18 protein-coding genes and 3 pseudogenes are annotated in these 19,516 nt (G+C 56.2%); 10 read left to right on the forward strand and 11 right to left on the reverse strand.

What is annotated here, in order from left to right:
• The first annotated feature begins 149 nt into the window (after positions 1–149).
• The 6 genes from MED193_RS00090 to hpaI all read left to right on the forward strand — a co-directional run bounded on the left by MED193_RS00090 (position 150) and on the right by hpaI (position 5,850).
• On the forward strand, positions 150–554 hold the full coding sequence (locus MED193_RS00090) for a 5-carboxymethyl-2-hydroxymuconate Delta-isomerase (protein ID WP_009807566.1): 405 nt from the start codon (positions 150–152) through the stop codon (positions 552–554).
• The gene (gene hpaE, locus MED193_RS00095) at positions 551–2,059 is read left to right on the forward strand and encodes a 5-carboxymethyl-2-hydroxymuconate semialdehyde dehydrogenase (RefSeq protein WP_009807567.1); all 1,509 of its coding nucleotides are present in this window, start codon (positions 551–553) and stop codon (positions 2,057–2,059) included. The genes MED193_RS00090 and hpaE overlap by 4 nt, the downstream gene beginning before the upstream one ends.
• A 118-nt stretch (positions 2,060–2,177) precedes the next feature.
• Entirely contained in the window at positions 2,178–3,029 is an 852-nt protein-coding gene (gene hpaD, locus MED193_RS00100; RefSeq protein WP_009807568.1) for a 3,4-dihydroxyphenylacetate 2,3-dioxygenase, read from the forward strand.
• Positions 3,030–3,093: 64 nt separating this feature from the next.
• Complete coding sequence (locus tag MED193_RS00105) at positions 3,094–3,951, forward strand: fumarylacetoacetate hydrolase family protein (RefSeq protein ID WP_009807569.1); 858 nt, start codon at positions 3,094–3,096, stop codon at positions 3,949–3,951.
• Positions 3,948–4,748, forward strand: a complete 801-nt coding sequence (gene hpaH / locus MED193_RS00110; RefSeq protein ID WP_009807570.1) for a 2-oxo-hept-4-ene-1,7-dioate hydratase — start codon at positions 3,948–3,950, stop codon at positions 4,746–4,748. The genes MED193_RS00105 and hpaH overlap by 4 nt, the downstream gene beginning before the upstream one ends.
• A 43-nt stretch (positions 4,749–4,791) precedes the next feature.
• Positions 4,792–5,850, forward strand: coding sequence for a 4-hydroxy-2-oxoheptanedioate aldolase (hpaI, locus tag MED193_RS00115; RefSeq protein ID WP_009807571.1), 1,059 nt, complete (start codon positions 4,792–4,794; stop codon positions 5,848–5,850).
• A gap of 258 nt (positions 5,851–6,108) precedes the next feature.
• Here hpaI and MED193_RS00120 read toward each other — a convergent pair whose 3' ends face one another.
• Positions 6,109–6,438 carry a hypothetical protein gene (locus MED193_RS00120; RefSeq protein WP_157041216.1) on the reverse strand — a complete coding sequence of 110 codons (330 nt, stop codon included), beginning with the start codon at positions 6,436–6,438 and terminating at the stop codon, positions 6,109–6,111.
• Between the two features lie 51 nt (positions 6,439–6,489).
• Between MED193_RS00120 and MED193_RS00130 the strand changes: the two genes are divergently transcribed.
• A protein-coding gene (locus MED193_RS00130) for an IS3-like element ISRosp1 family transposase (protein ID WP_085978289.1) occupies positions 6,490–7,619 on the forward strand; the annotation gives its coding sequence in 2 pieces (ribosomal slippage) (positions 6,490–6,721 and positions 6,721–7,619; 1,131 coding nt in all).
• Here the strand turns inward: MED193_RS00130 and MED193_RS23025 are convergent.
• The 4 genes and pseudogenes from MED193_RS23025 to MED193_RS00145 form a co-directional block, all read right to left on the reverse strand.
• Positions 7,616–8,281 carry a glycosyltransferase gene (locus MED193_RS23025; RefSeq protein ID WP_198133836.1) on the reverse strand — a complete coding sequence of 222 codons (666 nt, stop codon included), beginning with the start codon at positions 8,279–8,281 and terminating at the stop codon, positions 7,616–7,618. The two genes, MED193_RS00130 and MED193_RS23025, sit on opposite strands and share 4 nt — an antisense overlap.
• Before the next feature lie 29 nt (positions 8,282–8,310).
• Positions 8,311–8,406, reverse strand: a pseudogene (locus tag MED193_RS22785) (IS6 family transposase); the annotation flags it as partial.
• A gap of 154 nt (positions 8,407–8,560) precedes the next feature.
• Positions 8,561–8,917: a type II toxin-antitoxin system RelE/ParE family toxin gene (locus MED193_RS00140; RefSeq protein WP_009807576.1), complete on the reverse strand. Its 357-nt coding sequence runs from the start codon at positions 8,915–8,917 to the stop codon at positions 8,561–8,563.
• Positions 8,901–9,176 (reverse strand): hypothetical protein, encoded by a 276-nt coding sequence (locus tag MED193_RS00145; protein ID WP_009807577.1) that lies wholly within the window; start codon positions 9,174–9,176, stop codon positions 8,901–8,903. Before MED193_RS00145 ends, MED193_RS00140 begins: the two co-directional genes overlap by 17 nt.
• Here MED193_RS00145 and MED193_RS22790 point away from each other — a divergent pair.
• Positions 9,157–9,456 (forward strand): hypothetical protein, encoded by a 300-nt coding sequence (locus MED193_RS22790; RefSeq protein ID WP_157041218.1) that lies wholly within the window; start codon positions 9,157–9,159, stop codon positions 9,454–9,456. The two genes, MED193_RS00145 and MED193_RS22790, sit on opposite strands and share 20 nt — an antisense overlap.
• Positions 9,368–9,918: pseudogene (locus MED193_RS00150) on the forward strand (IS6 family transposase); the annotation flags it as partial. The gene MED193_RS22790 and the pseudogene MED193_RS00150, both read left to right, overlap by 89 nt.
• A gap of 246 nt (positions 9,919–10,164) precedes the next feature.
• Here the strand turns inward: MED193_RS00150 and MED193_RS22445 are convergent.
• Complete coding sequence (locus tag MED193_RS22445) at positions 10,165–10,398, reverse strand: glycine betaine ABC transporter substrate-binding protein (protein WP_198133837.1); 234 nt, start codon at positions 10,396–10,398, stop codon at positions 10,165–10,167.
• A gap of 12 nt (positions 10,399–10,410) precedes the next feature.
• Positions 10,411–11,576, reverse strand: a pseudogene (locus MED193_RS00155) (IS3 family transposase); the annotation flags it as partial.
• 863 nt (positions 11,577–12,439) lie between these two features.
• Here MED193_RS00155 and MED193_RS00160 point away from each other — a divergent pair.
• Entirely contained in the window at positions 12,440–12,964 is a 525-nt protein-coding gene (locus MED193_RS00160) for a hypothetical protein (RefSeq protein WP_009807583.1), read from the forward strand.
• A 136-nt stretch (positions 12,965–13,100) separates the two neighbouring features.
• Here MED193_RS00160 and MED193_RS00165 read toward each other — a convergent pair whose 3' ends face one another.
• From MED193_RS00165 to tssL, 4 genes are read right to left on the reverse strand one after another with little or no spacing between them, the layout of a single operon-like run.
• Positions 13,101–13,823, reverse strand: coding sequence for a PP2C family serine/threonine-protein phosphatase (locus tag MED193_RS00165; protein WP_009807584.1), 723 nt, complete (start codon positions 13,821–13,823; stop codon positions 13,101–13,103).
• On the reverse strand, positions 13,820–14,506 hold the full coding sequence (tagF, locus tag MED193_RS00170) for a type VI secretion system-associated protein TagF (protein ID WP_009807585.1): 687 nt from the start codon (positions 14,504–14,506) through the stop codon (positions 13,820–13,822). The genes MED193_RS00165 and tagF overlap by 4 nt, the downstream gene beginning before the upstream one ends.
• Entirely contained in the window at positions 14,506–18,078 is a 3,573-nt protein-coding gene (gene tssM, locus MED193_RS00175; RefSeq protein ID WP_009807586.1) for a type VI secretion system membrane subunit TssM, read from the reverse strand. The genes tagF and tssM overlap by 1 nt, the downstream gene beginning before the upstream one ends.
• Positions 18,075–19,508, reverse strand: coding sequence for a type VI secretion system protein TssL, long form (tssL, locus tag MED193_RS00180; protein ID WP_009807587.1), 1,434 nt, complete (start codon positions 19,506–19,508; stop codon positions 18,075–18,077). Before tssL ends, tssM begins: the two co-directional genes overlap by 4 nt.
• Positions 19,509–19,516 lie beyond the last annotated feature (8 nt).

Genomic DNA, 19,516 nt, shown 5'->3' on the forward strand with positions numbered 1-19,516 from the left:
GACAATAAGTCGAAACTGGAACTGAGGCGCCCACGGGCCATCGGTGCTGTTGGAAGTTGCAGCACTATTTACTTATCATGTTAAGCTTTTCTTGACAGCGCATTGAACCGCGGCTATGGTGCCTTTACTTAACATGTAAAGGTTTTGTGATGCCCCATTTTCAGATCGAATACTCAGGAAATCTGGACCAGATTGTCGACATCACTGCTCTATGCGAACATATTCGCGCCACCGCAGTTGAAATAGACACCTTTCCCCTAGCAGGTGTTCGAGTGCGGGCCACACGCGTCGATCACTATGCCATTGCGGATGGCGACCCAAAACATGGCTTTGTCGACATCTCTATCCGTCTGCGCGCTGGCCGCACGCCAGAGGTCAAACAGGAGGCAACACAGCGCATTTTTGACGCGGCACAGAGCTTTCTATCCCCCGCCATCGCCAAACATTCGATCGCCCTTTCCCTGGAAATGCGCGATATTGACCCCGATCTTTCCCCCAAAACCGGCTCAATTCGTGACCATCTTGGTCGCCCTTCGCAGGAGGTATCCTCATGACTGCCCTGAACGACAATATCACAAAGCTAAGCGGCTTTCTGGCCCGCTTCCAGGAAACCGGCATCCAGAACCGTATCGCCGGAGAGGATCACCCCGGTTCGGCTGGTAAGTTCCAGTCGATCTCGCCCGTAGACAAATCGGTCATCTGTGATGTAGCCCGTGGTTCTGAGTCGGATATCAACATGGCCGCAGAAGCCGCCAAGACTGCTTTCCCAACCTGGCGCGATATGCCCGCTATTGAGCGTAAAAAGATCTTGATCCGCGTCGCCGAAGGCATCGAAGCCCGCGCCGAAGAAATCGCTCTGTGCGAATGTTGGGACACCGGCCAGACCCTGAAATTCATGTCCAAAGCCGCCCTGCGCGGCGCCGAAAACTTCCGCTATTTTGCCGATCAGGTGGTCCAGGCCCGCGATGGCCAGCATCTGCAGTCGCCGACCTTGATGAACATCACCACCCGCAAACCCATCGGCCCGGTCGGCGTCATCACCCCCTGGAATACCCCCTTTATGCTGTCGACCTGGAAGATTGCGCCCGCCCTTGCAGCTGGTTGCACCGTGGTTCACAAACCCGCCGAAGACAGCCCGCTGACAGCCCGCCTGTTGGTTGAAATCGCAGAAGAGGCCGGCCTGCCCCCTGGTGTGCTCAACACCGTCAACGGCTATGGTCATGATGCTGGAAAGCGGTTGACCGAACACCCCGCGATCAAGGCCGTTGCCTTTGTCGGTGAAAGCCGCACAGGGTCGATCATCACCAAACAGGGTGCCGATACCCTGAAGCGCATGCACTTGGAGCTGGGCGGCAAAAATCCGGTCATCGTCTTTGACGATGCAGATCTGGACCGGGCGCTGGATGCGGTGATCTTCATGATCTATTCCATCAATGGCGAACGCTGTACCTCCTCCTCGCGCCTGCTGGTACAGGATACCATTCGCGCAGAGTTCGAGGCCAAGCTGGTGGAGCGCGTCAACAAGATCAAAGTCGGGCACCCTCTGGATCCCGCCAGCGAAATTGGCCCCCTGATCAGCGAGGAACACTACAACAAGGTGACCTCCTATTTTCAGATCGCAACGGAAGATGGGGCCACCGTGGCCGCTGGCGGAACCAAACTTGGCGATGAGGGCTACTTTGTTCGCCCCACCCTCTTCACAGAGGCCAACAATCAAATGCGCATCGCCCAGGAAGAAATCTTTGGCCCCGTGCTTACCTCCATCCCCTTCAGCACCGAGGAAGAGGCCCTGGAGCTGGCCAATGACACCCAATATGGCCTCACCGGCTATCTCTGGACCAGCGACCTTACCCGTGCCCTGCGTTTCACCGATCAATTGGAGGCTGGCATGATCTGGGTGAACTCGGAAAACGTGCGCCACCTGCCCACCCCCTTTGGCGGGGTCAAAGCCAGCGGCATCGGCCGCGATGGTGGCGACTGGAGCTTTGATTTCTACATGGAACAAAAACACATCGGCTTTGCCACCGGACAACATAAAATCACCCGCCTCGGCGCCTGAGGTCCACCACCTGAACCTGGCTTCATTTGGCCAGAAATATCCCGGGGTGAGATTTCAAATGCCCATTTGAAATCGAAGGGCTGGCCCCTCCCCGGTTATACATTAAGGAGAGATCCCAATGGGAGAAATCGTTCTCGCCGCCAAAATGACCCATGTCCCAACCATGCTCATGTCCGAGCAGGAGGGGCCCGTCAAAGGCAAACGTCAGGCGGCCATTGATGGCCACCGCGAAATCGCGCGACGCGCCAAGACACTCGGCGCCACTACGGTGGTGATCTGCGACACCCATTGGGTGATCAATGCAGGCTTCCACATTAACGCCAACAAACATTTCGAGGGGCTGTTCACCTCGAATGAATTCCCGCAGTTCATTCAAAACCTGCCCTACGCCTATGACGGCAACCCGGAGCTGGGTGAGGCCATCGCCAAAGCCGCCACCGATCGTGGCGCCTATACGCTGTGCCATCAACTCGATAGTCTTGAGCTGGAATATGGCACCCTGGTGCCCATGCGCTTCATGAGCCGTGAGCACGACATGAAGGTGGTCTCTGTTGCCGCCTGGGCCACGGTGCATGATCACGATGAAAGCCGCATCGTCGGCGAAGCCATCCGCGAAGCCATTGAAGCTACAGATGAAAAAGTGCTGCTCGTCGCTTCGGGCAGTCTCAGCCACAAGATCTGGGCCAATAAAGACTATGCCGCCAACAATGGCACCTTTACCATCTCCTCCGAGTTCAACCGCCAAATGGACCTGCATGTGCTGGAGATGTGGAAGCAGGGCGATCATGCCACCTTCCTCAAAATGCTCGGCGAGTACGCTCAATTCTGCTGTGGCGAAGGCTCAATGCATGACACGGCAATGCTATATGGTGCCCTTGGCTGGGACAACTACGATGGCAAATGCGAAGTTCTGACAGAATACTTCCCCTCATCGGGCACTGGTCAGACCAATGTGATCTTCCCGGTCTAGCCGGGCACCTTAACAATAGTACCCAAGGGAGCGCCACAAGGCCTGCCTGTGGAGGAGGAACCAGATGCGTTTTGCAACCTATACAGCCGAGGGAAATACCTTCTTTGGCGCCGTCACCGAGGTCGGCATGATCGCCCTGAATGAGGCCTGCCCTCAATGGGCAACGCTTTACGACGTGATTGCGGCAGGTGGCCTGGCAGAGCTTGAGAAACTGGCGGCAGACAAGCCTGTCAGCCATACGGATTTCATCTATGAAATGGTCCTGCCCAATGCCCCACGCATTCTGTGTGTTGGAGTGAACTTTCCAGATCGCAATGCTGAATATAAAGACGGCAGTGCACAGCCGAAATACATGTCGCTGTTCCCCCGCTTCGCCAGCGGATTTACAGGCCACGGACGCAATCTGGTGCGCCCGCCGGAAAACCACACCCTGGATTATGAGGGCGAAGTTGCCATCGTCATCGGCAAAGGCGGCCGCCGAATTGCTCAGGACGACGCCTATGACCATATCGCCGCGCTGACGCTCTGCAATGAGGGCACCATTCGCGACTGGGTACGCCATGCCAAATTCAACGTCACCCAAGGCAAGAACTGGGACAGCTCTGGCTCCATCGGCCCCTGGTTGGTGCCCTTTACTGATGCCAAACAGCTGGATGACGCGCGCATCATCACCCGGGTCAACGGCGAAGTCCGTCAGGACGATGTGTTGTCACGGATGATGTTCCCGATCCGTCGCGAGATTGAATATATCTCCACCTTCATGACCCTGCAGCCTGGCGATATCATCATCACAGGCACCCCTACCGGGGCCGGTGCCCGCTTTGATCCGCCGCGTTATTTGAAACCCGGCGATGTGGTCGAGGTAGAGGTCGAAGGCATCGGCACCCTGCGCAATGGTGTTGAAGACGAGGTGCCAGCATGACACCACAGGATCACGCTCAGGCTGCTGCTGATCTGCTAAACGCGGAAACCACTGGCCAACAGATCGGTCTGCTGACCAAACGCCATCCCGAAATGGGCATGGATGATGCCTATGCAGTGCAAAACGCAATCTACCGCGCTAAACTGGAGGCAGACCAAAAGGTGATCGGCTGGAAGATCGGCCTCACCTCAAAGGCGATGCAATATGCGCTCAATATCGATATCCCCGACAGCGGAATCCTGTTTGATGACATGCTGTTTGAGACGGGTGAAACCGTTCCTGCTGGGCGGTTTATCCAGCCCCGCATTGAGGCTGAGATCGCCTTTGTGATGAAAACCTCCATTGGCGGCGGGGATGTGTCCCGTGATGACGTCATTGCCGCCACCGACTACGTGACGCCTTCGATCGAGATCCTGGATACGCGCATTCAGCGGGCAGATCCTGAAACCGGCCAGACCCGCAGTGTCTTTGACACCATCAGCGACAACGCCGCCAATGCAGGGATCGTGCTAGGCCGCGAACGCCACGCCGTTGACGCCCATGATCTGCGCTGGGTCGGAGCCATCACATCGCGCAACGGCGAAGTGGAAGAAACCGGTCTGGGCGCCGGCGTTCTGAATGACCCGGTGGAAAGCGTTGTCTGGTTGGCGCGGCGCATGGCGCAGTATGGTCAGAGCATTGAGCCCGGTCAGGTGATCCTCTCTGGCAGTTTTATCCGCCCTGTTGAGTGCCCGTCAGGCGCAGATATTCACGCTGACTTTGGCGCCTTTGGTTCAGTTGACATTCGCTTCGCCTAAGGCTCCTGTGACATCACATCTTATCGCATAAGGACATAAGCCAATGCCCGCACCCCACAACCCGTTCAAAGCCGCACTCAAAGCCGGAAAGCCTCAGATGGGCTGCTGGTTGGGCCTGGCAGATCCTTACGTGGCCCAGATCAGCGCCGGGGCTGGGTTTGACTGGCTGTTGATAGATGCGGAACATGCGCCCAATGATCTACGCTCAATCACCGCGCAAATGCAGGTTCTAGCGGGGTTTGACAGCCATGCCATCGTCCGCCCCACTATTGGTGAAACCTGGATGATCAAACAGTACCTTGATGCTGGCGCCCAGACCCTGCTGATCCCCATGGTCGAAAGCGCCGAACAGGCACGAGAACTGGTCCGCGCTGTCACCTATCCACCCCATGGCGTGCGCGGCGTTGGTTCGGCACTGGCCCGCGCCTCAAACTTTTCAGCCATCCCGGACTATCTGCAAACCGCAGATGCGGAAATCTGCCTTCTTGTGCAGGTGGAAAACCGCGCAGGCATCAAAGCGCTGGATGAGATCCTAGAAGTAGAGGGCGTGGATGGTGTCTTTATCGGGCCTTCAGATTTGGCGGCGGATATGGGCTTTATCGGCAATGCCGGTGCGCCTGAGGTGAAAGCCGCCGTAATGGAGGCTATGGGCAAGATCGTCGCTTCCGGCAAGGCGGGCGGTATTTTAACCCTGGACCCTGAAATGCAACGGGCCTGCCTTGATGCTGGTGCAACCTTTGTCGCCACAAATATCGACGTCACTCTGTTTGCCGCCGCAATGCGTAACACGGCAAAGGCGGCACTGGCTTTGCTGCCAGATCAGATCACCACTGGCACGGCAAAAACAGAAAACGCGAGCCGCTACCTGCAACAGCTCTGCAAACATTGGTCCCACAAGGGAACGGCTGAGTTTGACGCCGATAAGGGCAGCGTCAGCTTCGCCACTGGAAACCGGGTCGAAATGAGCGCCTTGGGCGAAGAGCTCAGCATCACTGCCACCACCGGGCCACGCGGTGACCTGGAGCGGTGGAAAAAAGTGATCTCTGATCACCTGGTCCGCTTTGCTTTCCGTGAAGAGTTCGAGATCACATGGGCTGAATGACCGGGCTGAACTTGATCTATTTCTGGGACGTGAGAGCGCGTCCCAGCGTCCAGACCAATTCAGATTGCCACCAGGTTTTCACAATCTCGATGCGTCCCGTTTCATGGCACGCCAAGCGGCCCGTGCACTCATACTCCTATCCAAGACCTGTGCGTAACGGGTCTTGCGCAACCGGTCATAAACCTTGGCGGCCGAGTAAATATTGTCTTTACCGTCGAGGCCGCTCGAGATCTTGATGCGCTCTGCGTTGGACAGTTCTCAGCGCAGTTTGTCCCACAAACCACCAGCTTCTATCTTCTTGGGAACGTAGGCTCGTTTCAGCTCTTCTTCGGTTCCGGTCTGTGCAGCATAGGCGTGAAGCGCCCCATCCAATTCTGCTTTCCACTCATTGCTTTGGATAGGTTCCGTTTGCAGAATGTAGCGATACCAATCTTCGTAGTTTGGAGAGTCGGCAATCTCGGGAAACCGGGCTCTGACAGTTTCCATTGTCGAAAACAGCACCCAGGGAATCGAGCGTCTCTGAGGCACGACATCACAGTAAGGACCGCTTTCATTGTCAGCGATAAAGCTCGTTGTTGGACCTGTCACGGTTTGATGCCGCTCCTTTGATAGCATTTACTGCAACAAAGGAGATGAACTATGGGACTGAAACGGACAGACGAATTTCGACAAGATGCGGTGCGCATCGCATTAACCAGTGGGCTGACGCGTAAGCAGGTGGCTGACGATCTGGGTGTTGGCATGTCGACGTTGAACAAATGGATCACTGCACACCGAGACACAGACGTGGTTTCCAAAGAGGATTTGAGCCTGGCTCAAGAGAATGATCGACTTCGACGGGAGAACCGGCTCCTGAAGGAGGAGAGGGAGATCTTAAAAAAAGCCACCCAGTTCTTTGCGGGCCTAAAGCAATGAGATTTAGGTTTGTCGAAGAACACAGGGGCAGCTTTCCAGCCGCCCGGTTGTGCGAGGTCGTCGGTGTCAGCGCACGCGGGTTACGCGCATTCCGCAGTCGCCCAGCCAGTCGTAGGCAGCGATCTGATCTGGTCACGCTGGCTCATATCAAAGAGCAGTCGCGGCTTAGTTTGGGGAGCTATGGCCGCCCACGAATGACCGAAGAGTTGAAGGAGATCGGTTTGAACGTGGGCCACCGTCGTGTTGGCAGGTTGATGCGCCAGAACGGGATATCTGTTGTCAGAACACGCAAACACAAGGTCACGACAGACAGTGACCACAAGTTCAATATCGCGCCGAACTTGCTGGATCGAAACTTCTCAGCTGACCTGCCAAATCAAAAGTGGGCGGGGGATATCAGCTATGTCTGGACCCGCGAAGGCTGGCTGTATCTGGCCGTGATCCTCGATCTGCATTCAAGGCGTGTTATCGGCTGGGCCGTGAGCAATCGGATGAAACGCGACTTGGCGATCCGGGCGTTGAATATGGCCATCGCGTTCCGGCAGCCGCCCAAAGGCTGCATCCATCATACGGATCGCGGGTCGCAATATTGTTCCCATGACTACCAGAAAATCCTGCGCCAGAACGGCTTCAAAGTATCGATGAGCGGTAAGGGTAATTGTTACGACAACGCCGCCGTCGAGACGTTCTTCAAGACCATCAAAGCTGAACTGATCTGGCGGCATCCTTGGGAGACCCGTCGGAAGGCTGAAATGGCGATCTTCGAATACATAAACGGGTTCTACAATCCACGCCGCCGTCACTCAGCACTGGGCTGGAAAAGCCCTGTCGCCTTCGAACGAAAGGTGGCTTAAACGAGCACTTGGGGCGGCACTAAAACGCGACAGGTCCATGTGATGTCACTTTCTTTTTGGCGGTTATGTGCGGCTCCGTTACTTGCATTGCTTTGCCCTGCAATGGAAAACGGATGGGCAGCCCGCAGCATGTTTCCGCCTGCAAAAAGCGACCGATAGCTAAAGTAGATGTCTGGAATACTGCCAGCAAAGCAGGTGCCATCAGGGCAGGCTATCCGCTCCAGACAGCTGCGAGACGCAACCCCGTGATACACAGACGGGGCCGAATTCGTTTGTTCAATACGCGCCTCTAGCAGGTTTTCACGGAAGACATCGGCCTCTATTGCCTTTGGCAATCCGAATGCCGAGCGGCGTCGCAGTTTTACCAACCCACTTTCCCCTTTCGCGGGCCAGGTATAGGCGGGAAGATCCCAATATAGGCAATCAGGTTGGTGTTTCTCTAGGATCGAACGAAGCGCTGGGAACTGAGCGGGCAAATAGCCGTCATCGTCACCGATCACACTCACAAAGTCACCGGTGCTGCTCCGCAAAGCAAACTCGAAGTTTGCACGCATGGATGTTCTTTCCGGCGTTCGAATATATTTGAGCCTCGGGTCGTTGAACGAGGCGACCACATCCGCTGTATCGTCCAAGCTGCAATTGTCGCTGACAATGATTTCCAACCTGTCGTCATCTATTTCTAGTGCAGTGCGTAACTCACGACGATCCCGCGCTCTGCAAGCAGATCTTCGATGTCTCGCAGGCTGAGAGCAAAGCGATGGTAAACCCAAACCGCGTAGGAAATCACAGAACGCGGGAAACGCGTAGCCCTTAAGGCGGGGTCGGGAAAGCTGGTTCATCACTGCCACGCGCTAAGCTCGACCAGAAACATGGTCAACAACTTCACGATGCCTGGCTGAAAATGCTCAGCGCGACGAGAGAGACCGCCCTGCCCTATTGTCTCAGGCGGCCGGACTGCTCAGCAGGCGTAACAGCATTTGGCGCACATGATCCTGCCCTCCATAGAAGATTGCCAGAACCCGAACGATCTCGGCCTTCTCTTCGACTTGAAACCAGTAAATTGCACGCTCCAGTGTCAGATGGCGCAATCCTGGTAATAGGTCATCATGGATCTCCCCTCGATACGGGGCTGTGGCAATGCGCTCCATCATATCTAGAATTCTGCCAACCCGATCAACGGCCTGTGCGGCGGCCACCGATCGCGTCTCACCAAATTCAACATAGCTATCCGCCAGGTGGTCGAACAATAGATCAATGTCGCGCTCAGCCTCCGCTGAGACCTCAATGGTCCAGGCCATACGCCCGCCGTTTATCCTCTAGCCGTTTAGCCATGCGGGATCTGAACGTCTTTGCGTCCACAAAGGGGCCTTTCGCCCGCTCCTGCAGCACTGCCCGAAGTGCCTCTGTGTCGACGCGCTCGGCCTCTTGTCGCTGCCGGACCAGTTCAATCCCGTGCTGGGCTACGGCGCTGAGCGACGAAAATAGGCCCTGCTCAACAAGGTCTTTGGCAAACTCCGCTTGGGCGTCTGGTAAAGATATGGATGTTTTGATCGTCATGAGAGCCTCCAATATCCACAGTATGACGCAGTCATACCAAAATCAAGTGTCAGAATGCAACAACCCGCAGCGCGGGCTCAATCCGTTTCACTTTGAGGTTGGGGAAAGCCAGCAACTGACCGGCAGGGCTTTCGTGTATATTGACATAGATTGCCAGAAGGCCCGCAGGATCGGCGATGTAGAACACGTTCCGGGCCTGGATGAGAAAGTTTGGGGCTCAAATGGCGAACTGGGTCAGAGCTGCGCGCAGGAAACCTTCCGACAAATTGCACTTGGATGAGGTGGTGATCATGATCCGTGGTGTGAAACATTGGCTTTGGCGCGCGATGGACAGTGAGGGGCAAGTTCTCGACATCTTGGTGCAATCGCGTCGAAACGCCCGCGCCGCCAAACGGTTCATTTCAAGGTTGGTCGCCCGCTGGGGCGTGCCAAGGGTGATCATAACAGATAGGCTGAGAAGCTACGGTGCCGCCCTGCGAAAGCTTGCGTTAGGTGTGGATCACCGGGCGCATAAGGGCCTGAATATCCGGATCGAAGGCACGCATAGACCGACGCGGAAACGAGAGAAAATACAAGGTCGTTTCAAGTCAGCTCGCCAGGCCCAGAGATTTCTAGTCGTCCATGATGAAGCCGCAAATCTGTTCCGTCCTTGTCGCCACAAATAACCGCCTCAACCTACCGCCAGAAACGGGCATCCGCATTTCGGCAATGGAATGAATGCGCTATCGAAATGGCCGATTGAAACGGCATGGCTCGACTACTTCTTAGGCGGAGAAAACAACATGACAATGCCAGGTAAGCTATTACGTGAAGCGTTTGACCGCATGATTTCAGTTTGAGCGCAGGTTCGCCAAACGGGTGTTGACTGCGCTCTTGCTTCGGGTCCCTTCCAGAATGGCACCCATGAAGACTTTTGCCATTGGGCTGCAAATATTACCTAAAAAATGACCGCGCAAATGCGCGGCCATCTAGTTGGAGAGGTTTCCTGTTAGCCATTGATCCAGCTACTAACGATTTCGGCGTTATCCTCGATCCATTCTTCGGCCACTTCCTGCGGATCGCGCTTGTTCTCAAACATTTCGACAATCCAACCGTTGATTTCATCACCGGTGAACTGAACGTTCTTCAGCATTGTCGCCACGGCTGGGTTCCGGTCATAAAGTGACTTGGAAAAAGCGACAAATACGTCGTTGGGAGCGATTACGCATTCGAACTCTGACACTTCCAGCCAGTTCTCGGCTTCAAGATCAACATCCTCGCACCCATCAAAACGTTCAGGTTCTTCAGGGTTTGATGCCATTGTTCGATCTTACCTTGTGTCTGAGGGTGATACGGCGCACCGCGTGACTGCTTCATACCATTGTCCTGTAACCATTCAGCCAAGTCGGCAGAGACATAACTTGAGCCGTTGTCACTGAGCAATCTTGGTTTGTGAACGACATGGACCTGATCACAGCCAGATGCCTGCAAGGCCAGGTCGAGGGTGCCTGTCACATCCTCAGCCCGCATGGTCGTGCAGAGCTTCCACGAGATGATGTCGCGGCTGTAATCGTCTAAGATCGTGCTGAGATAGAACCAGCCCAACCCCAGAACCTTAAGATAGGTAAAGTCGGTCTGCCAAAGTTGGTTGATGGCCGTTGTTTTATGCTCGAACTCATTTGCGGCTTTCAGCACGATGAACGCAGGGCTGGTGATCAGGTCATATGCCTTGAGCGTGCGATACACCGTGGATTCCGATACAAAGTACCGTTCTTGGTCTGTGAAGGTCACCGCCAACTCGCGGGGTGACAGCTCTGTCTCCTTCACGGCGAAGCTGACGACCTTGCGCTTCACCTCCTCAGGGACGCGGTTCCAAACGTGTTTGGGCTTTGGAGATTGATCCTCAAGACCCGCTGCGCCGCGTTGCAGGTATAGGTCGTACCAGCGGTAGAACGTTGTGCGGGGAATGCCGAGCTTAGCCAATGTTCGACGCGCTGACAGATGGCTGTCTTCGACCAACCGGATGATCTCCAGCTTCACAGATGCAGGGTATCTCATTCTTGGTCGCCCCCATCCCCGACCATGCTTTTTTTTGAGCAGCCGAAGCTCGAGCGTTTGCTCCGCCACGACCTCTTTCAGATCACGAGCTTCGCGCCGCAGTTCCTTGACCTCGTCGGTGGTCGCTGCACGTGCTGTGTCACCGGCAAGCCGCTTCTTCCCGGCTTCCATGAAGTCTTTGGACCACTTGTAGTAAACGCCCTGGGAAATCCCCTCACGACGGCAAAGCTCTGCAATGCTGTCTTCGCCACGCAGGCCATCCAGAACGATCCTGATCTTCTCCTCAGAAGAATACTGTTTGCGCGTAGCCCGTTTGATGTCTTTGACGATCTTCTCGCTGGGGCTCTTTGGTGTCTGTCTCATCTTCCACTCCTCAGTGGTTACGATGAGCCAAGAACACTCTCTTATCAAATACCGCTATTTGGACCCATAGGCGCTGACGTCAGACACGGTCAAGTAGCAACCATCTTGCGAGAGTGGTCGGCGACAGGCCCCTATCCCGTGCTCGACCTTCTAAAACGCTATACGCTGCTGCCGAGATTTTGACCCCCAGTTGTCGTTTTTCTCCTGAACCTGTTTCTTTTGTCATATCTTGTTCCTTTGTGGTTTGGCTATCAACACAACTTGCTGGTAGAAAACACGTTGGAAGAACGATGCATGAAACAAACTCGGTGCTGTCGCATTAACCGGTGTTCACTTGCCCTTGTTGGACTTAGGGCATAGGTGACGACGCCGTAACATAGGCCTTTGGGCAATGCTGTTCGCGGGTGGCACAACGGAAGCCTTTAACAACCTTTTCGCCGTGGCTCTATTTGGTGCAGGGTTTCTGTCTCATTGACGCTGACGTCAGACAATTTCCCGCAGCCGGGTCAGCATTTTCCGAATGTGGACTTGACCGCCAAAGAACACTGTCAGATTTCCAACGACCCTCCGGATCATGTGCGGTATTGAGGCGCAGGTGACACAGACTGCGGGGAGCCCGCTACAAGTCTTGCCCTTACGGGCCATCTAATTGACCCGGTGCCTTTGGGCACAAAAACCATCGTTTACCAGCCGGTATGGACCGCAGCAGACGGCTGGGCGACCACTGGACGGCAACACTTCGTCAATAATCCTTATCAATTTGAAAACAAGAGCCCACTTTTTGCCACATCTTGTTCCCAAGCTGCACCTTCCGCGGCCTTAGCCCTGATCTCCAACACAGTTATTACTGCGAGGAGTAAGCTATGCGCGATCTGCTAAAGGGCATAATCCCAACGGCAAAACGCAAAGTCGCACATCGGGTGAACGCAAGTTACGGCAACCTGGCAAAAGCCATTGTTACCGCCGCAGCCATAACAATGGCCCTGTTTAGCACAACCAGTTCAGCCACAGCGGCAGGTCAGGCCCCTTATGTGGTGGGAAGCGATCGAGGCGGTTTTGTCCGAGATCGTCTTATTGAACTGCGTGAACTGCGCTCATCCGGGCGGCGCGTAGAGATCCGGGGGCGGGTATGCTATTCGACCTGCACCATGTTGCTGGGTCTGCCCAATACCTGCATCTCACCCAGAACCACCTTTGGGTTTCATGGCCCTTCAAAGAGTGGCCAACGCCTGTCTGCTGAAAAGTTCGACCACTACTCGCGCATCATCGCTTCCACCTACCCACAGAAACTGAACTCGTGGTACATGCAGACCGGCCGCATGCGGATCGACGGTGTCTACAAAATTAGGGGGAGCGAACTCATCCGGATGGGGGTCCGGGCCTGCTGAGCAAAGTTTTCTCAAGCGGCAAGTTGGGCTATTCCAGAGTTCCTGAAACGATCACAGCGCACTGCAAAACTGGGTGCAGACACCCACTCCGGTATGCACAGACAAATACTTGGCGCTCCAAAGGGCGGCCAAGGCGTCAAATCACATCCACGACGATGTGGGAGATATTGTCAGCGCCGCCACCGTCCAGCGCGATCTGCAACAGCCGATCACCAACAGTTTCCAGCGGGGTATTTGAAAGCACATCCTGCAATATGGGAAAGGTAGCGTATTTGGTCAGCCCATCCGAGCAAATGAGAAACCGATCTCCGGTTTCGACAATACCGCGCACCTTATCCAACTCCAGCTCCTCGCCAACCCCGACAGCGCGGGTGATGGCGTTGGAATGAGGGTGTTGTTCTGCTTCGTCCCAGTCCATCTTTCCAGCCAGAACATAGTCAGCCACGGCCGAGTGATCACAGGTCAACATTTCAATAATGCCATCTCTTAGCCTATAGATCCGACTGTCGCCGGCCCACAGACACAGAAAATGCCCATTTGCCAAGACAAGAGCCGCAACCGTGGCACCGATCGTGCCCCCGCCCCGTGCGGCGGTCTCTGCCTGAATTGCCCGATGGGCGCCTTGAATTTTGTCGCGCAACCCATGCATTTTTTCAGTTGGATCTAGAGAGACAGGCAAAGAAGCGACACTGTCCACAATGAGAGAACTGGCAAAATCCCCTGCCTGGTGCCCGCCCATTCCGTCTGAGACCAACCAAATGTGATGCTCGGGGAGGGCAAGGATTGCGTCCTCGTTTACCTTCCGCTTCAAACCTACATGGGTCTGAGCCGCATATCGGTATGTCCTGACATCTGTCATATCGGTTGGGCCTCCCGCCAAATAGGGGCTGCAAGATCAAACAACCCGGACCCCGCCCGCCCCAGCGGGAGATCCGCTGTGATCAGCATCCGCGGTCCACTGTCCAAATAGGTACTCCACAGGCAACACCGAGGCGTTTGTTTCGCCAACAAGGCACCGGCCAGTTGGGGTGCAACCCCAGATCCGTCCTCTCGGCTTCCCGTCAACACCAGCGTATCCCCGTCCTGCCGCAAGGGGGGGCAATCCTCGGATCCAGCTGTCGCAAGAGACTGAAGATCTTCTTCCAGCCTATCTTTGGTCATGCCATCTTCAAGCGTCGAAAGCGCAATGTTTTCCAGCGCCTCAAACAAGCTGCCCTCGCGCAGATGGTCCAGCGCCGGGGGGCCGGGGGATTCAAGTGGCATCACCAGGGTCAGGGGGAACCGACGGCCCACGCGATCCACCGAAGGCATCAAGACCCCCATGATCTTGCTGGGCCCGGCCAAATCAGCCGTCAGGGTAAACCGCCATAGGGGGGCTGACATGTAATGGGCGTCAAACCCCGCCCCGTAGAGGGCCTGCCCCTCCATGATCAACTGTTGCAGCCAGTTGTCCCAGACCCGCACAAAACTGCTCGCCACATTGAGCCGGAAGAAATCTCCGACCTCGGGCATCTTGCCGAAGGCTCCGCCACCTGCCGCCATTACATCGACTTCGGGCAGCGGAATTTGGCCATTGCCGGCAGGGCAAAGGGATTCACAACCGATCCAGATTGCAGCTCGAACAGGGCCAAGCGGCCGCCGACCCGGAAATTCACCCGCCGCCGGTCGCTCACATTGGTGCGCCGCACCTCAGCCGCGTCCAGCAGCCGGAACCAAGCCCAGGGACCGTCACGAGACATGGTATTCTCATTGCCACGCCGCTGTGGCAAGAGAGTGATCCGCGCCAAACCAACCGACCCAGGCCAATTCACGGCGACCGGCGTCGGCTGCCCCATGCGGTGATTATAGCTCACCTTGGTACCGTCAATTTCCAGCAATACTTCCTTGGCCTTGGGGTCCAGCGCCTTGGGCGTGATCTGAAACTGCACCGAAGGCGTCGCAGCACCATTGAAGAATGCATCGCGGATTTCCGCAGCATATTGCATCTGCTGCAATACGGCTTGGCTGATGCCCAGGTCCACGTCATTGACCCTTTTCCAGGTCCAGGGCCGGGTGCGGGTATCGACATATTTCAGCAGGTTTTCGTCAAAGAACCCATCGATGAGCCCCCCTGGTGCAAAAAGCTTGGCAAAATCTACCATTGCCACATCGGCCCGTGCACGCCGGTTGAAGGGATAGCGGTTATCCAGCGCCTTTTGACAAAACGGCAGTACCGAAGATTGCCAGCGCGCATTGATCGACGCCCGCGTACCTTCGGATGTGATACCTGAGGAGCCCGCCGAAATCTGGGTTGCCCAGCGTTGGATTGGCCCGTCAATCCGGGAGGCTGTCTGCTGGAACTGCAATAGGGCCTGACCGCTCTCGCCAGAGGCCACACCGCTGAACGACATCTTGTTCAGCTCTTGATAAACCAGTTGCAAGGATCCCATCAGGTCGTCCAATCGCGAAGGCTGCCCTTCCAATCGGACCACAAGGTCATGCAACCATTGAAAGCGTTCTTGAACGTAAGATCCCGGTGGTTTGGGCGCCTCTCCGGGCGCGTTGGCTGCGGATTTCATCAATGCTTCCAACAGGATCTGCCCCTGAATGGACAACCCGGAACGGGTCTCGATCCCTACGATCTGCGAAACCCCTTCGTTGAGGGATTCAGAATCCAAAGCCGAACGATCCTCAGCCAGACGGGTCTCGCGGCTGATCTCCGTCAGAATGTTCATAATCGGTGAGGTTGGTCCGGACAGGACATTTGTAACCTCGACCGCATGGCTGAGCGATTCCAGCGGCACGATATCCACATCGCCCAGGACCTGATCATAGCGGCTGATATAGTCGTTGTAATAGAGATCAAGCACATCGCGGCTCAGCGCCAACAGCGCTGCATCGCTTTGGCCATCCCCGGCACGCTCGCCCAATACCCAGGCCTCATTCTGTACCCGTTCGGACACGCTGACGGCCTCGGGCAGGAAGACATTGTTAAAGCCATCGTAGGTGAAAATACCCTCAACGCCCTCGTTTAAAGGCTTACCAGAACTGCGCACCAGAACACGTTTCACCGAAGGACCACCGATCTCGGTCAGCCGCCATTTTGGCAGGCTGGTGGCCTGGTTGGAATTGATAATTCCGTTGTAGACCCGTTGCGCCAACGGCATTTCAGACAGGATATTCTGTGCTTGTTCTACCAGCGGGCCGTTCAAAGCGATCTCTTCCATCGGCTGCGACAGCAGCGCGGACAAATGATCGGTCAGATCGCTCCGCAGCTGCCCCCGTGACGCACCAGGATAGGCCACCAGCTCCCAGTCGAGCCGCATCCACTCCTTAACCAGATCCGGATTCATCGGTCCCTGCAAGCCTAGCATCAGATAGATCTTCAGCGCCTCATAGAGCACGTCTGGATTGTTCACATTGCCTTCGATTTGCTCTTCCAAACGCACCAACAGACGTGGCAGCAGACGTTGGTTGAGCGCGGCACGATAGGTCTGTGCTGTTTGGGTGCCGATCACCTCGCCCTGATAGAGCCCATAGGTCATGGCGCGTTCGGGCTTTGGATCTGACAGCACCGGATTGCCAGGCATATCTCGCAACAGGTTGAGCGCCGCAGCCACAGGGACCAAATCAGTATCCCCCACCGGGCTGGGCGGCAGCGTGGCAGCACGGGCCTGATAGTCCACGACCTTTGCCTCAGCCGCGCGGATAAATTCAGCGTTCTGGAAATAGGAATTTACCCAGAGCCCACCCATAGCAAAGGCCACCAGGATCGTTGCCGTAATTGCCAGACGACGGGTCCAGCGGTAGCGGCGCTCGACCTTGTCATCGGCAGAAACCAAACCTGCCTCAGGGAACAGCACACCTTCAAACAGACGGGTCAGGAAAAAGGACCGCCCGGTCCCCTGCCCGGTGCCGATGGCCTGTCTGCCAATCCCAAAGGTCTGCGCCATACCCAACATCAGCCGGTCAATTGGCGTGCCTTCCTGGGTGCCCGAGGTGAAATAGACACCACGCAGCATCTGACGTTGCTCGTAGCGGTTATCCTGAAAGACTTCGCTCAAAAACTCCTTGGCAACACTGCGCATCGAGGCCACCTGCGAGGGAAACCCAGCCACCAACGCCCGACGTTGGTGATCTGTCTCGCTTTGCATCTTTTCCAGCAGTTGCGCGTTCATCTGCCCCAGAAGCCCAGCAAATTCATCATCGAAATGTTCAATCGCGGCGGCTTCTTTTTTGCTTTTGACCAAGGGCAGGGTAAAGCCCCAGACCTGCTCGCGTTCCTCTTTCCCTAAGGCGTCAAAATATTCCTGAAAGCCCGCGATGAGATCCGCCTTGGTGAACAAAACATAGACCGGGAACCGCACGCCAAGCCGCTCGCGCAGCTCCGACAAGCGACGCCGAACCGCCTGCGCATGAGATTTCTGCGTCACCTCATCCTGCAATGACAGATCGGAGAGCGAGATCGCCACCAAAGCCCCATTGATCGGCTGGCGCTTGCGGTACTTTTTCAACAGGCCCAAAAACCCAAGCCAAGCTGCATTATCGGCCTCAGCATCGCTTTCTTGCGTGGTGTAGCGCCCAGCGGTATCGATCAGAACGGCCTCATTTGTGAACCACCAATCACAATTACGCGTACCGCCCACGCCGCCAATCGCGGCTTTGCCAAGCTTATCCGCCAATGGAAACTGCAGGCCAGAATTGACAATGGCCGTGGTTTTCCCTGATCCGGGGGGGCCAATGATGACATACCAGGGCAGCACATTCAGATGCCGCCGCCCGTTTTTGGACTTGCGCAATTCTGCCATGGCTTGCTTGAACTTGCCCCGCAGCTCGCCAATTTCTTCGAGCGTCGCATCGTCGTCTTCACCGGTATCGACGGCCTCAACCATGTCGTCCGCCATGGCGCGGTCACGGCGACGTCTGAGGAAGAACACCAATCCAATGATAAAGAGGATTATCACCCAGATCACCACGATGGTGATTACCCGCGCCTGAACACTGTCAAACGGCCGCCAGTCTGCGCCGCCGATATAGGGCGCAAAGAACCAGGTGCAGGCCGAAAGCGCGATCGCCAGAAGGATCAGTGCCGAATAGAGCGATTTAAACAGCGGCAGAAAATAACGGCGGATCATTGGTCAACCTCCTGCACCAGCAAGATCTCGATGCGACGGTTCTTTGCCCGCCCGGCTTTGGTGCCATTATCGGCAATCGGTTCTTTCTCCGCGCGCCCTTCGGCGGACAGGCGATCCGGGTCATCAAAAACCTGAGCCATGCCACTCATCACTGATTTCGCCCGCGCCAAAGACAGCGCCATATTGGAGGGAAAGCGGGAGGAGCGGATTGGAACATTATCTGAATGACCGGCCACAATGACCTGCCCCTTCTCATCGTTCAACGCCTCGGCGACACGGGCGACCGGCGTTTTAAATGCTTTGCTCAGCTGATCAGAACCAGAGCCAAACATCCCCGAACCCGCCAGCCGAATAATCAAGGTATTGCCCTTCTGGAAAACCTGAACAATGCCTTCGTCAATTTCAGGGCCCAGGAAATCTGCAACCTTTGCCACCTGTTCTTCGAGGGTCTGTATGGGTGGCGGCGGTGGTGGCGGCGGTGCCCGACGCTCCAGCTCCACAGCCGGACCGGAATCCACGATGCTAAGTTGGCCCACTACATTTCCTGTTTGGTTGGACAATACCCAGCTGAGCCCCAGGAACTGCGCCACCAGCAAGACAGAAGTAACCACCAAGGCGATCCAAACCAGGCGCCACGCGGAGAGCACCTTGAAGGGTCTGACGACCCCCTCCCAATGGGGCGACAGATCCCGTTCTACCGGGCCACGCTGATTGCGCAGGATACGGGCCAGCGCTGCGCGGATTTGCAGATGCTTCTCCGGTCCGCCCTGTTCGATACGCAGGCGGCCCTCAAACCCCAGTGACATGCACATATAGAGAAACTCCAGCATGTCGATATTGGCGCCAGGTTCTTTTTCCAGCCGCGCCAAGAGATCATAAAACCGATCACCACCCACGGTTTCGCGGTGAAACGTCCCGACCATGGACTGCAAGCCCCAACTGGACTGCCCACCCCAAGGCGTGTTTAGCACCACATCATCTAGGGTCGCACAGAGCGCATAGCGGGCGACCTTGACGGTCTGCGCGGCAATACCCGCCTGCAAGGCGCGGTTCTCAAAGGCGCGCACCTCTGCCACCACGTTTTTTCGCAGCCCGTCCGGGTCCATATGCTGGGCGCGGTTACGAATGCGGCTAATGAGGGCAAACAGAGTCGAGGCACAGGCCGCCAGGGGGTTCATCCCCGTCAGCGCCATAGGGGCCGCTTTTCCAGCGGCACCACCCGCGGTCTGGTTGCTTTGACCCGTGGTACTGGCGGCCTGCGGCACCCCAAAGGCATCTTCTCCCAGACCTGAAGCCCCGCCCTGGCCAGCTTCAGGTGCAGCAACAGAGGGCGAGGGCGGCGTCGCAGGTCGACGTCCACCAGGATTTGGGCGGATCACCGTTTTGTCGGTATCACCCGGTTCCGCAAAGGGATCGTCATAATCACCCATGATCTCTT

The sequence above is a fragment of the Roseobacter sp. MED193 genome, from assembly GCF_000152965.1.
Classification (GTDB): Bacteria; Pseudomonadota; Alphaproteobacteria; order Rhodobacterales; family Rhodobacteraceae; genus Pseudophaeobacter.